This window comes from Rhodococcus sp. NPDC059179, assembly GCF_042754885.1.
In the GTDB taxonomy this organism is placed as follows: domain Bacteria; phylum Actinomycetota; class Actinomycetes; order Mycobacteriales; family Mycobacteriaceae; genus Rhodococcus_G.
This window is the reverse complement of sequence record NZ_JBHZBV010000001.1, coordinates 630,405-642,096: the sequence shown is the minus strand read 5'-3', so window position 1 is coordinate 642,096 and position 11,692 is coordinate 630,405. Positions and strand designations below refer to the sequence as shown.

Sequence of the window (11,692 nt, the reverse complement as noted above, 5' to 3'; positions counted from 1 at the left end):
CGGATGATGCCCTCGCGTTGCCCAGATGACCTCGGCGTGTCGATCGTCTGCCGCCTCGGTGCAGCAGCGACGTGCGGAGACCCCGACGCGTTGCCGATCTGGCACTCGGTGATCTACCCGAGCGACTCGTCACAATGTCAGCCCATCGGGTCGTCGGGCCCGGCGCTGGCGAAGGGCTCGAACGGCGGCACCAGCAGCCCCCACCGGACGCATCGCCAACCCCCGCCCGCGGTCGGCACCAACTCCACGGTCTGGGTGTTGTCCAGATGCGTGTTCGCCGAGAACGCACCGTTGACACCCGCGAGGTGCGCCGCGACCAGTCGGATCGCGGCGCCGTGGCTGACCACCAGGACGTCGCCGGAGTCCGCCTCGGTCGCGTCGTCGTCCGGCCCCTCGAGGAACTCCTCGCGCAGCGAGCTCAGCACCGGCACGTAGCGCTCGAGGATGTCGTACCCGGACTCTCCGCCCGGCACCCGCACGCCCAGGTCGCCCGTATGCCAGGAGTGAAACACCCTCATGAAGAGCTCGTGCGACGCGCGGTCCGAGCGGTCCTCGAGTTCCCCCGCCTGCGCCTCGTGGATGCCCTCCCGCACCTGCACCGCGACACCCGATTCCAGCTCCACGAACCCGGCGGTCTGCCGGGCGCGCAACGCCGGGGACGCCACCAGCGCGCGCGGCGCCCGGCCTGCCAGCGCGACACCGAAGGCCTGGGCCTGACCCTCGCCGAACTCGGTGAGCCGAGCGCCGGGCAGCCGGGTGTCCAGGCGGCGCTCGACGTTCGCCTCGGTCTGGCCGTGCCGGACCAGGATCAGCTTGCCCGCCATCGCTATCGACGCCCTTCCGGCTCGCCGGACCGGATCCGGCGCAACCATTCGGTCGCCTCCTCATCCGACGGCGGTCGCTCCCCGCCGGGGGTCGCGGCGGGCCACGACCCGAGGAAGCGCACGTCGTGCTTGCGGTGCAGTGCCTTGAGGGCCTCGGCCACGGCGGTGTCCTCGATGTGTCCGATGCAGTCCAGATAGAAGCGGTAGGTGCCGAACTCGATTCGGGTCGGCCGGGATTCGATCCGGGTGAGATCGATTCCGCGGGTAGAGAACTCGGACATCGCGCTGACCAGTGAACCGGGTTCGTTGTTGAGCTGGAGCACGACCGCGGTGCGGTCCGCCCCGGTCGCTGCTGGGGTCGGGGCCGGACGGGTGACGAGCACGAATCGCGTTCGCGCGCCGTCGAAGTCGGCCACCGAGCCCGCGAGAACACTCAGTCCGAGCCGTTCACCCGCCAGCGCGGTGGATACCGCGGCATCGGCGATCCCCGCCGCGACATCCTCGGCCGCGCCGGCATTGGAGGACGCGGACTGGACATCGGCGTCCGGCAGATTTCGCTCGATCCACATCCGCACCTGCGCACCCGCCACCGGATACGCGCGGATGGAGCGCACCGCGTCGAGGGTGGTTCCGGCACGCCCCAGGATCGTAAAGCTCACGTCCAGTTCGGTTTCCGCGACGATCTGCAACCGGTGGCCGACCGCGAGGGCGTCCAGGGTCGGCGGCACCGGCCCCTCGACCGAACTCTCGATCGGCACGACCGCCCCGTCGACGAGACCCTCATGGACCAGCGCCAGCGCGGCGGGCGGGCTGGGAGCGGACACTCGCTCGACCGGACCGTCGAAGACCCCGTCCGATTCCATCTGGGCGAGGGCCATCTCGGTGAAGGTTCCGGATGGTCCGAAGTAGGCGATACGAGGCACACGACAAGGTTACGCACCCGTCGCGGCGCGAGCCCGGGTTCAGGGCAAGGCGGTGGCCGTGATCCCGTTGGCCGCGAGGTGATGCTCCGCCTCCTCGGCGTCCTCGACCTCGATGCTGAGCAGCACCGTGCGAAGCGCCTCGGCGGCGTCCTGGTTCAGCCCGGCCACCCGGACCGGGTCCGGGGCGACGAACGCGGTCCGCACGTCGTCCCCGCGCAGTGCCGCCACCGTCGCGGCGAGGATGGCGAGCGCCTCCGCCCCGGAGTTCACCCTGGCCACGAAGCCCGCGTCGGAATGGGCGAGCACCGCCAGGAAGTCGGCTACCTCGTCGGGGGTCGGCCCCGCGCGCAGGCCGGGGTGCGCGCCCGCGTCGGCGATCCGGGTGGCCACCTCGGCCGCCCAGCCCGCGTCGGCGGGTTCGTCGGGGGCGACGAACACCGCCAGGGGCGCCGTCAGCGGGCGTGGGTTCGATTCGCCGGCTTGCGCCAACTCGAGGGCGTCGTCGAGTTGGTCCATGCTGCAGTCGATTTCGAAGCGCGCCACCCCTGGCCCGTCCGAGCCGATGGCGTCGGGCGCGACGTCGAGCCGCACGACGACAGGATCATCGAACGAGCCCGAACCGAGTGCGCTCGCCGCCACCACCGGGGGTCCGAAGATCGCACCGGGACGCCTGCGCGCCGCCGCCTCCGCGTCCGGGCAGCGCTGCGAGAGCAGGCCGGCAAAGGGTGGCCGCCGATCGTTCGACGTCGGCGGATGCAGCGTGAGCAGGGTGGACACGGCCTCCACCGTAGCCGCAGGCGAAGACCTTGCGGGCCACCGGGCGGTGACGTAACTTAGGCATGGCTAACCTACTGTGATCGGCATCTCCATTGCCGCAAGTCAAAGGAAACGAGCGACACATGACTGCTGCCACCTCCACCCAGGGTCCGTCGACCGCGGAGCGGGTCCGCAGCGCCTGCGCCCGGGCGCAGCAGGCGGTGCTCGCCATCGACGGCAGCGATCCCGTCGAGGTGGACGTGCACCACCTGAGGGCCTGCGGCGACGTGGTGCTCACCGTCCGCACCGACTCGGTGGCCACCGCGCTGACCTGGCAGGCCGGCCGCGCCGGGCTGCCCGCGGTGCTCGAGCTCACCGACCTGACCCCGCTCTCCCTGCGGGAACCGGTGCGGTCGCTGGTCTGGCTGCGCGGCGCCCTGCACCCGGTGCCCGCGGAGGCCTCCCGCGCCCTGGCCGCGGCCGTCGCCGACGAGCGCCCCGACCCCGCGCTGCTCGACGTCGGGCACACCACGACTCTGCTGCGCCTGATCCTGGACTCGGCGGTGGTGGCCGACTCGCACGGCGCGGAACCGGTGCCGGTTGACGCGCTGCTCGCCGCCCGCCCCGACCCGTTCTGGGCCGTCGAGGGCCCCTGGCTCGAGCACCTCGAGTCCGACCACGGCGAGCTCGTCGACCAACTCGCGGGCCGGTTGCCGCGGGCGCTGCGCACCGGCCGCGTCCGGCCGCTCGGCATCGACCGGTATGGCATCCGGCTTCGGGTGGAGGGCGAGACGGGCGACAGCGACATCCGGATGGCGTTCACCGAGCCGGTCGACGACGCCGCCGACCTGAGCCGGGCGCTGCGCCTGCTGGTGGGCTGCCCGTTCGTGAACGGCCTGCGCGCCAGGCACTGACGCCTCAACCGTGCGCGTGTTTCACCCCGATCGGGGTACGACACGCGCACAGGCGGCGCAGCCGCGAATACCCTGAGCCGGTGACCCGGTTCGACGCCTGGCTCCGGCCGCCCCCGCACCCGCAGACCGAACCGCCGCTCGATGCCGCCGGCCGCCGCGCACTGTGGTTCGAGATCACCATCGTGCTGCTGGTCACCTTCGGACTCAGCGGGCTGTCCGGCATTCTCTCGCTGGTCGAGGACGCGCTCGCGCCCGGCGGACTCGCCGACCAGACGGTGGCGCTGAACGTGTCCCGATCCGAGCACGGCTGGATCGACCTCGGCCGCCAGCTGCTCGGCATCGTCAAGCTCTGCGCCTGGGCCGCGCTCGGCCTGTACCTGCTCTGGCGCAGCGGCCTCGGCCCGGCGAAGGTCGGGCTCGGCCGCCCGCGACCCCGCCCCGACCTGCTGCCCGGCGTCGGCCTGGCCGCGCTGATCGGGCTGCCCGGCCTCGCCCTCTACCTCGTCGCCAACGCGGTCGGCGCGAACCTGACCGTGCTGCCCAGCACCATCGAGGAGCACTGGTGGCGGCTGCCAGCGCTGCTGCTGTGGGCGTTCGCGAACTCCGGCGCCGAGGAGGTGCTGGTCGTCGCGTACCTGATCTCGCGGCTGCGCCGGCTCGGCTGGAGCGAGAACTCGTCGCTGCTGGCCTCCTCGCTACTGCGCGGCAGCTACCACCTCTATCAGGGCCTCGGCGGCGGAATCGGCAACGTCGTGATGGGTCTCATACTCGGCCGGTACTGGCAGCGGACCAACCGGCTGTGGCCGCTGATCGTCGCGCATTGGCTGATCGACGCGGTCGCATTCGTCGGGTACACAGCGCTGCGTGGCCACGTGTCCTGGCTGCCGTGACCCGTAGAGTCGAGCCGTGAACGGCGACAATCCCCAGTACCGCGACCCCCGCGACCCGCGGGCAGGCCACGGCGGGTCGTCGCGCAATCCGCAGCCGCCGCATCAGGGTCGTCCGGTGCCGCCCCATCAGCCGAGGCAGGGTCGTCCGGTCCCACCGCAGCAGGGTCATCCGGTGCCGCCGCGCCGCGTCCCGCCGCCCCGCCCGGGCCGGCCGATGCCCCCCGCCGAGGGCACCCAGGTGATCCGCCGCGACGGCCGCCCCGTGCAGCCTCCGCAGTCCCCGCGCGCGTGGTCGCAGGCTCCCGAACCCGGCCAGCGCGGCACCCGCCCGGCCGGACCGCAGCAGACCAGGGCCTACCGTCCGGAGGACCGCAACCCACGTTCGGCCCAGGGCGCCTCCCCCTACGCACCGACCCAGACGCCGCAGCCGTACGCCGACCCGCACCGCAGGCAGGCCGGACGCGCCGCCCCACCGGCCGCGCCGCCCCGCACCAGCCCGGCGGCCCCTCCGCAGCAGCCGCCCCGTCCCGCGAGGACGGGCCGAAAGCCGCACTGGGGCCGACGGATCGGACTGGTCCTGGTGGCGCTGCTGCTCATCGCGGGCGGCTCGGTCGTCTATCTGGACCGTGGCCTGAACCGGATCGACGCGCTCGCCGACTATCCCGGACGGATCGGCGACACCCCGGGCACCAACTGGTTGCTGGTCGGATCGGACAGCCGCACCGGCCTCACCCCCGAGCAGGAGCAGGAGCTGGCGACCGGCGGCGAGCTCGACTCCAAGCGCACCGACACGATCATCGTGGTGCACATCCCCAAGAGCGGGAAGGCCACGATGGTCTCCATCCCGCGCGACTCCTACGTGACCATCCCCGGCTGGGGCCAGGACAAGATCAATGCCGCCTTCGCGATCGACGGCGGCGGCCCGCAGCTGCTGGTGCAGACCGTCGAGGGCGCGACGGGCCTGCGGATGGACCACTATGCGGAGATCGGCTTCGGCGGATTCGCGGGCATCGTCGACTCGATCGGCGGCGTCAACATCTGCGTGCCCTATCCGATCGACGACCCGCTCGCGGGCATCAACCTGCAGCCCGGCTGCCAGGACCTGACCGGGGCGCAGGCCCTCGGCTTCGTGCGCACCCGGGCGACCCCGATGGCCGACCTGGACCGGATGAACAATCAGCGGGCCTTCATGTCCGCACTGCTCAAGAAGGCGACGAGCGTCGGCACGCTGATCAACCCGTTCCGGCTGTGGCCGATGGCGACCAAGACGGCGGCCTCGCTGCAGGTGGACGAGGGCGACCACCTGTGGAACCTCGCCGGGCTGGCCTGGGCCATGCGCGGCGATCCGATCACCACCACCGTGCCGGTGGGCGGCTTCGAGGTCGTCGACGTCGGCGACGTGTTGTTGTGGGACAGCGAGCGCGCCTCGGCGTTCTTCGAAGCCCTCGCCGAGGATCGTCCGGTGCCTGCGGAGTTGTTGACGACGAACTGACGGCGTGGTTCAGGTCCGCGCGCCGGTAATCTTCACGACCATGACCAACTCCCGGCAGCGCAGCGAGTTCCACGACCTTCTCCGCGAACAGGTGCGCAACGAGTTCACCGCCTCGCAGCAGTACATCGCGGTCGCGGTCTACTTCGACGGGAACGACCTCCCGCAGCTGGCGGCGCGCTTCTACGGGCAGGCGAACGAAGAGCGCAACCACGCGATGATGATGATTCAGTACCTGATCGACAACGACCTGGAGGTCACGATCCCCGGAATCGGCGCGGTGGTTACCGAATTCGAGTCGGTGCGGGCGCCGGTCGAGTTGGCGCTCGAGCAGGAGAAGCAGGTCACCGACCAGGTCACCAGGCTGGCCCGCACCGCCCGGGACACCGGCGACTACCTCGGCGAGCAGTTCATGCAGTGGTTCCTCAAGGAGCAGGTCGAGGAGGTCGCCTCCATGTCCACCCTGCTCACCATCGTCGACCGGGCGGGCGACAACCTGTTCAACATCGAGGACTTCGTCGCCCGCGAGATGAACTCGCCGGTGGCGGCGGATTCCGGCGCACCGAAGCCGGCGGGCGGCGCCATTTAGGCTCGACTCATTTAGGTTCGGCTCAATTAGGGAATACTGCCCTCAATAAGGCTTGACTTGGATGACATGCCGCCTGACCAGCGATATTGTCGGCGGCATGAGCGATTCCGCAGATACTCATCGGACCAAATTTCACGCGCTTCTGCATGATCAGATTCGCAACGAATTCAACGCCTCGCACCAGTACATCGCGACGGCGGTCTTTTTCGACAACGCGGATCTGCCCCAGCTGGCCAAGCATTTCTATTCGCAGGCCGTCGAGGAACGCAACCACGCGATGATGATCGTCCAGTACTTCCTGGATCGGGACATGACCGTGGAACTGAGCGGCGTCGATGAGTCGAAGACCCACTTCGGGGACACCCGCGAGCCGATCGCGCTTGCGCTCAAGCAGGAGAAGCTGGTCACCGACCAGATCATCCAGCTCGCGAGCACCGCCCGCGAGGAGGGCGACTACCTCGGCGAGCAGTTCATGCAGTGGTTCCTCAAGGAGCAGGTCGAGGAGGTCGCCTCCATGACCACACTGCTGGCGATCGCGGATCGTGCGGGCAACAACCTGTTCAACCTCGAGGACTTCGTCGCCCGCGAGATGAACACCGTGAAGGACACCGCGGGCGCGCCCCCTGCCGCAGGCGGTTCGATCTAAACGGTTCGAAGCGGACGCAGCGTCGCGGCCGAATGCGTGTGCCCCGCACACACATTCGGCCGTTCCTGTTTCAGTGCTGCCGGTCGGCGTCGTCGAGCGCCCGGCACAGCGCGTCCAGCACCCCCGTGAACGCATGCTCGGCGGGGGCGCCGTACCCGACGACCAGACCGTCCCGGCGCGAAGCGCTCGCGTCGGGATGCCGGAACGTCGACAATGAACCCACCGCAAGGCCTTCCGCGGCCGCGGCCGACAGGACCCGGCGCTCGGTGCCCTTCGGCAGTTCGAGCACCGCGTGCAGTCCCGCGGCAATGCCCGTCACCCGCACCCACGGCGCCCGCTCGGCGAGTGTCGCCACCAGCTGGTCGCGGCGACGGTGGTACCGGCCGCGCATCAGACGGATCTGGCGGTCGTATCGACCGGAGGCGACGAAGTCCGCGAGGGTCAGCTGGTCGGGCACGCTCACCCATCGTTCCCAGAGGCCCTTGGCCTCGAGCACGGGGTCGACGAGACGGTCGGGCAGCACCATCCATCCCAGCCGCAGGGCGGGCGAGAGGCTCTTGCTGACCGAACCCAGGTACACCACCCGATCCGGGTCCAGGTCCTGCATCGCCCCGACCGGCTGCCGGTCATACCGGAATTCGCCGTCGTAGTCGTCCTCGAGGATCAGCCCATCCGAGCGGCGCGCCCAATCGACCGCCGCCGCACGGCGTTCCGCGTGCAGCGGTCCACCGATCGGGAACTGGTGGGAGGGCGTGAGCAGCACGGCGCGCGCGCCGAGCGACGGCAATTCGTCGACCCGTGCGCCGTCCACGTCGACCGTCAGCGGCAGCGTGCGCACCCCCGCCCCGGCCAGCAGGTCGCGGTGCACGTGCAGGCCGTGGCCCTCGACCGCGATGGCACCACCGAGCAGCGGGGCGAGCAGAGTCAGCGCGTGCGCGACCCCCGAGCAGACCACGATGCGGTCGGGGTCGGCGCGCACGCCACGGGCGCGGGACAGGTAGTGCATCAACGCATTTCGCAGCTCGGGACGCCCTCGCGGGTCTCCCGGGCCAAAGGCGTCGCTTGGCGCCGCGGTCAGGGCGCGCCGCACCGAGGCCAGCCACGCGGCCCGGGGAAACGAGGCGGCGTCCGGCGATCCGGGCATCAGGTTGTGCGCCGGCCGGGCCACATGGGCGGGCCGCGGCGTTCCCTGGTGCGTCGGGGACGCCGCCCGCGGGGCCACCCGGGTGCCGGAGCCGCGGCGGGCGGTCAACCAGCCCTCCGCGACCAGCTCCGCGTAGGCGTCCGCGACGGTGTTGCGGGCGACGCCGAGGTCGGCGGCGAGCGTGCGCGAGGGCGGCAGCAGTGCGCCAGGCGCCAGCCGGCCGGAGCGGATGTCCTCGCGGAGGGTGGCCATCAGAGCCGAGCGGAGGCCACCGCGACCGCGGAGGTCCAGGTGCAGATCCAATCCCGAATTGGCCCATGATTCCACTGCTGAATTGAACCATTCAACCGGACCATTGTGCACCTAGAGTCGTTCCCATGACGACAACCGAGACCGCACAGCGAGTGAACATCTTCAAGCAGTCCCCCGAGGTCTACCAGGCGATGATCGCGCTCGACGCCGCCGCCAAGAAGGACCTCGACCCGGTGCTCGTCGAGCTCGTGCTCACCCGCGCCTCGCAGATCAATCACTGCGCCTGGTGCCTCGACATGCACACCCAGGACGCCCGCAAGGTGGGCATCAGCGAGCAGAAGCTCTATCTCCTCAGCGCATGGGAGGAGACGGTCGGGCTGTACACCGATCGGGAGCGGGCCGCGCTCGCCCTCACCGAGGCGGTGACCGTGCTGACCGACGGCTTCGTCCCCGACGCCGTCTACGAGCGGGCCGAGGAGCACTTCGACGACCGCGAGCTGTCCCAGCTGATCAGCGTCATCCTCACCATCAACGCCTGGAACCGGATCGCGGTCAGCACCCGCCGCGTCCCGCCGGTGCGGTAGGCAGCTCCGCTGCCCGTGCGCGTTTGACGGGTCCCTGGACCCGTCAAACGCGCACGGGTGCCGAAGGCGCCTAGCGGCGCACGCCCTCGTAGTAGCCGCGGATGTGGTCGACGATCCGGCTGCCCGCCAGGTCCGGATCGCCCGCATCGACCGCGTCGACCAGCCCGCGGTGCTCGTGCCGCAACCGCGTGCAGGTGGTCGGCCAGCTCGACGCGTCGACGCCGCCGACGACGTAGCTCTCGATCGATTCGCGCAGCCCGGCCATCATCGCGGCGATCACCTGGTTGCCCGCCGCGTCGGCCATCGCGACGTGGAACTGGGCGTCGAGGATCAGGAACTCGTTGGCCGACAACGCCGGATCGTCCATCGCGTCGAGCAGTTCCACCGCGACGGCCAGGTCCGGCGCGGGGCGGCGCATGGCCAGCGACCGCAGCACCTCCTCCTCCAGCACCAGGCGGGTCGCCACCACGTCCGACACCGGAAACCCCTGCGCCGCAACCTGCATCCGCATCAGCATCGTCATGCCGCCCGTCGGGCGCGAGACGATCATGGCGCCCGCATTGGGCCCGGACCCGGTCTGCGCCCTCAGCAGGCCGAGCGCCTCCATCACCCGCAGCGCCTCCCGCACCGAGGACCGCCCGACGCCGAGGTCGACGGCGAGGGTTCGCTCGCTCGGCAGACGCTGGCCGGGCAGTACCTCGCCCGAGACCAGCATCTCCTCGAGTCGGCTCAGTACCTGCTCCCAGGCTCGGGGGCTGGGCTGAGGCGAGCGCGACTGCGGTGACATGAGAGGTGAGCCTAGGGCGTGGGCCCGGGCCGCTGGATCACGGCAGCATCCAACCGAGGACCGGCGTGGACTGCAGGTACACCAGGGTGCACAGGAGCAGCAGCATCGCCAGGCTGTAGCCGATCACCTTGCGCAGCAGGATCGGCTCGCTGCCGGGCTGGCCCACCGCGGTCGCGGCGATGGTCAGGTTCTGCGGGCTGACCAGCTTGCCGACCACACCGCCCGAGGTGTTCGCGGACACCAGCAGGGTCGGGTCGATGCCCGCGGTCTGGCCCGCGGCCTGCTGCAGCTTGGCGAACAGCGCGTTGGCGGAGGTGTCCGATCCGGTCACCGCGGTACCGAGCCAGCCGAGCATCGGCGAGAAGAACGCGAAGATCGCCCCGGTGCCCGCCAGCCAGGTGCCGATCGCGACCGTCTGGCCCGACTGATTCATCACGTAGCTCAGGCCAAGCACGGTGGCAACGGTCGCGATCGCCAGCCGCATCTTCACCAGCGTCGTCCCGAACGCGACCAGGCCCATCTTGACGGTCATCGGGAACCGGCCGGCGCCGGTGAACAGGGTGTAGACGATGGTGACGATCACGCCGCAGATCAACAGCAGCGAGCCCGGGTTCGAGAGCCAGGAGAAGTTGTAGACCGCGCTGCCCGCCGGCTCACCGCTGCCGGTGAGCAGGTTGCCGTACAGCCCGGGCCACTGGACCTTCCGGTCGGTCCCGCTCAGCCACTTCGGCAGGTCGAAGCCGATCGTCCACAGCTTGGCGACGCCGAACACGACGACCACCAGCAGGTACGGGAACAGCGCCATGAACACGCGGGGGGCGTCGAGCGGCTCCGGTTCGACCTTCGAGCGCTGCTCGTCGGGCGTCGTGGGCGACCAGAAGCGGAGCATGATGACCGCGGCGGCCAGGCCGGCGAGGGAGGCGACGACGTCGGTGAGCTCGTAGGAGAAGTTGCTCGAGCACCAGAACTGCGCGAGGGCGAACACGAAACCCGTGACGAGCGCGATCGGCCAGGCCTGCTTCATGCCGCGCTTGCCGTCCACCAGGAACAGCAGCAGCAGCGGCACGAACAGCGCGAGCACGGGCGTCTGGCGGCCGACGACGGCGGCGATCTCGGTGGCGGGGATGCCGGTCAGGTTTCCGGCGGTGGTGATCGGAATCGCCATGGCGCCGAAGGCGACCGGGGCGGTGTTGGCCACCAGGACGGTGACCGCGGCACGGATCGCGGGCATCCCGAGGGCGATCAGCATGGCGCCGGTGATCGCCACCGGCGCACCGAAGCCGGCCAGGGCCTCGAGCATGCCGCCGAAGCAGAACGCGATGAGCATGGCCTGCACCCGCATGTCGCCGCGGCCGATCGAGTTGAACACCCGGCGCAGGTCCTCGAAGCGACCGCTGACGACGGTGAGCTCGTAGAACCAGATCGCGGTGACCACGATCCACATCACGGGGAAGAGCCCGAAGGCGATGCCCTGCGCCGCCGACAGTGCGGTCAGCGAGGCGGGCATGCCGAACCCGACGAACGCGATCACCGCGGCGGCCGCGAGCGCGCCGAGACCGGAATACCAGGCCTTCAGCTTGAAGCCGGCGAGCAGCACGAAGAAGGTCAGCAACGGGACGAGTCCGACAAGCGCCGACGCGGTGAGGTTGTCCGCCACGGCGGTCGTGGAGGGGGTGAAGGTCACCGCGAGTTGCTCGGTTGCCACATGTATCTCCTGTGAATTGCGCCGCTGCCGGCGGCGGTTCCCTGACGCCTATGTGGTCAGACCACAGGAAGGTACACCATGACCCACGTCACAATCCAGAGGAAACCGAAAGTTCACCCCTTGCCGTTGATTCTGTGTCGTACCGCACTGACCATGGGTTACTGTGGTCAGACCACAGAATCGATTTCG

General features: G+C 70.4%; 12 protein-coding genes. 6 read left to right on the top strand and 6 right to left on the bottom strand.

What is annotated here, in order from left to right; genetic code table 11:
* Positions 1 to 137: 137 nt before the first annotated feature.
* The 3 genes from ACFXMV_RS02925 to ACFXMV_RS02915 are packed head-to-tail and all read right to left on the bottom strand — an operon-like array spanning position 138 to position 2,524.
* Positions 138 to 824, bottom strand: coding sequence for a histidine phosphatase family protein (locus tag ACFXMV_RS02925; RefSeq protein ID WP_378500312.1), 687 nt, complete (start codon positions 822 to 824; stop codon positions 138 to 140).
* Between the two features lie 2 nt (positions 825 to 826).
* On the bottom strand, positions 827 to 1,747 hold the full coding sequence (gene pheA / locus ACFXMV_RS02920; protein WP_378500307.1) for a prephenate dehydratase: 921 nt from the start codon (positions 1,745 to 1,747) through the stop codon (positions 827 to 829).
* Positions 1,748 to 1,786: 39 nt separating this feature from the next.
* A complete protein-coding gene (locus tag ACFXMV_RS02915; RefSeq protein WP_378500306.1) occupies positions 1,787 to 2,524 on the bottom strand; it encodes a hypothetical protein in 738 nt (245 codons plus the stop codon).
* Between the two features lie 122 nt (positions 2,525 to 2,646).
* Here ACFXMV_RS02915 and ACFXMV_RS02910 point away from each other — a divergent pair, with 122 nt between their 5' ends.
* From ACFXMV_RS02910 to ACFXMV_RS02890, 5 genes are all read left to right on the top strand, one after another.
* On the top strand, positions 2,647 to 3,417 hold the full coding sequence (locus ACFXMV_RS02910) for a DUF2470 domain-containing protein (RefSeq protein ID WP_378500305.1): 771 nt from the start codon (positions 2,647 to 2,649) through the stop codon (positions 3,415 to 3,417).
* Between the two features lie 80 nt (positions 3,418 to 3,497).
* On the top strand, positions 3,498 to 4,307 hold the full coding sequence (locus ACFXMV_RS02905) for a CPBP family intramembrane glutamic endopeptidase (RefSeq protein WP_378500304.1): 810 nt from the start codon (positions 3,498 to 3,500) through the stop codon (positions 4,305 to 4,307).
* A 238-nt stretch (positions 4,308 to 4,545) separates the two neighbouring features.
* Complete coding sequence (locus tag ACFXMV_RS02900) at positions 4,546 to 5,799, top strand: LCP family protein (protein ID WP_378502742.1); 1,254 nt, start codon at positions 4,546 to 4,548, stop codon at positions 5,797 to 5,799.
* Between the two features lie 28 nt (positions 5,800 to 5,827).
* Complete coding sequence (locus tag ACFXMV_RS02895; RefSeq protein ID WP_378502474.1) at positions 5,828 to 6,385, top strand: ferritin; 558 nt, start codon at positions 5,828 to 5,830, stop codon at positions 6,383 to 6,385.
* Positions 6,386 to 6,482: 97 nt separating this feature from the next.
* Positions 6,483 to 7,031, top strand: coding sequence for a ferritin (locus ACFXMV_RS02890; RefSeq protein ID WP_378502594.1), 549 nt, complete (start codon positions 6,483 to 6,485; stop codon positions 7,029 to 7,031).
* Between the two features lie 70 nt (positions 7,032 to 7,101).
* Here the strand turns inward: ACFXMV_RS02890 and ACFXMV_RS02885 are convergent, their stop codons facing one another.
* Positions 7,102 to 8,502, bottom strand: a complete 1,401-nt coding sequence (locus ACFXMV_RS02885; RefSeq protein ID WP_378502289.1) for a PLP-dependent aminotransferase family protein — start codon at positions 8,500 to 8,502, stop codon at positions 7,102 to 7,104.
* Between the two features lie 50 nt (positions 8,503 to 8,552).
* Between ACFXMV_RS02885 and ACFXMV_RS02880 the strand changes: the two genes are divergently transcribed.
* The gene (locus tag ACFXMV_RS02880; RefSeq protein WP_378502290.1) at positions 8,553 to 9,011 is read left to right on the top strand and encodes a carboxymuconolactone decarboxylase family protein; all 459 of its coding nucleotides are present in this window, start codon (positions 8,553 to 8,555) and stop codon (positions 9,009 to 9,011) included.
* A 70-nt stretch (positions 9,012 to 9,081) separates the two neighbouring features.
* On the opposite strand, the gene ACFXMV_RS02875 is transcribed toward ACFXMV_RS02880, so the two are convergent.
* On the bottom strand, positions 9,082 to 9,798 hold the full coding sequence (locus tag ACFXMV_RS02875; protein WP_378501897.1) for a FadR/GntR family transcriptional regulator: 717 nt from the start codon (positions 9,796 to 9,798) through the stop codon (positions 9,082 to 9,084).
* Between the two features lie 37 nt (positions 9,799 to 9,835).
* Complete coding sequence (locus tag ACFXMV_RS02870) at positions 9,836 to 11,503, bottom strand: L-lactate permease (protein ID WP_378501898.1); 1,668 nt, start codon at positions 11,501 to 11,503, stop codon at positions 9,836 to 9,838.
* Between the last annotated feature and the right edge of the window lie 189 nt (positions 11,504 to 11,692).

Excerpts from the sequence above, each read along its gene's own strand:
- ACFXMV_RS02925 (WP_378500312.1), bottom strand. The coding sequence starts at position 824 with ATGGCGGGCAAGCTGATCCTGGTCCGGCACGGCCAGACCGAGGCGAAC.
- ACFXMV_RS02910 (WP_378500305.1), top strand. The coding sequence starts at position 2,647 with ATGACTGCTGCCACCTCCACCCAGGGTCCGTCGACCGCGGAGCGGGTC.
- ACFXMV_RS02890 (WP_378502594.1), top strand. The coding sequence starts at position 6,483 with ATGAGCGATTCCGCAGATACTCATCGGACCAAATTTCACGCGCTTCTG.
- ACFXMV_RS02880 (WP_378502290.1), top strand. The coding sequence starts at position 8,553 with ATGACGACAACCGAGACCGCACAGCGAGTGAACATCTTCAAGCAGTCC.
- ACFXMV_RS02875 (WP_378501897.1), bottom strand. The coding sequence starts at position 9,798 with ATGTCACCGCAGTCGCGCTCGCCTCAGCCCAGCCCCCGAGCCTGGGAG.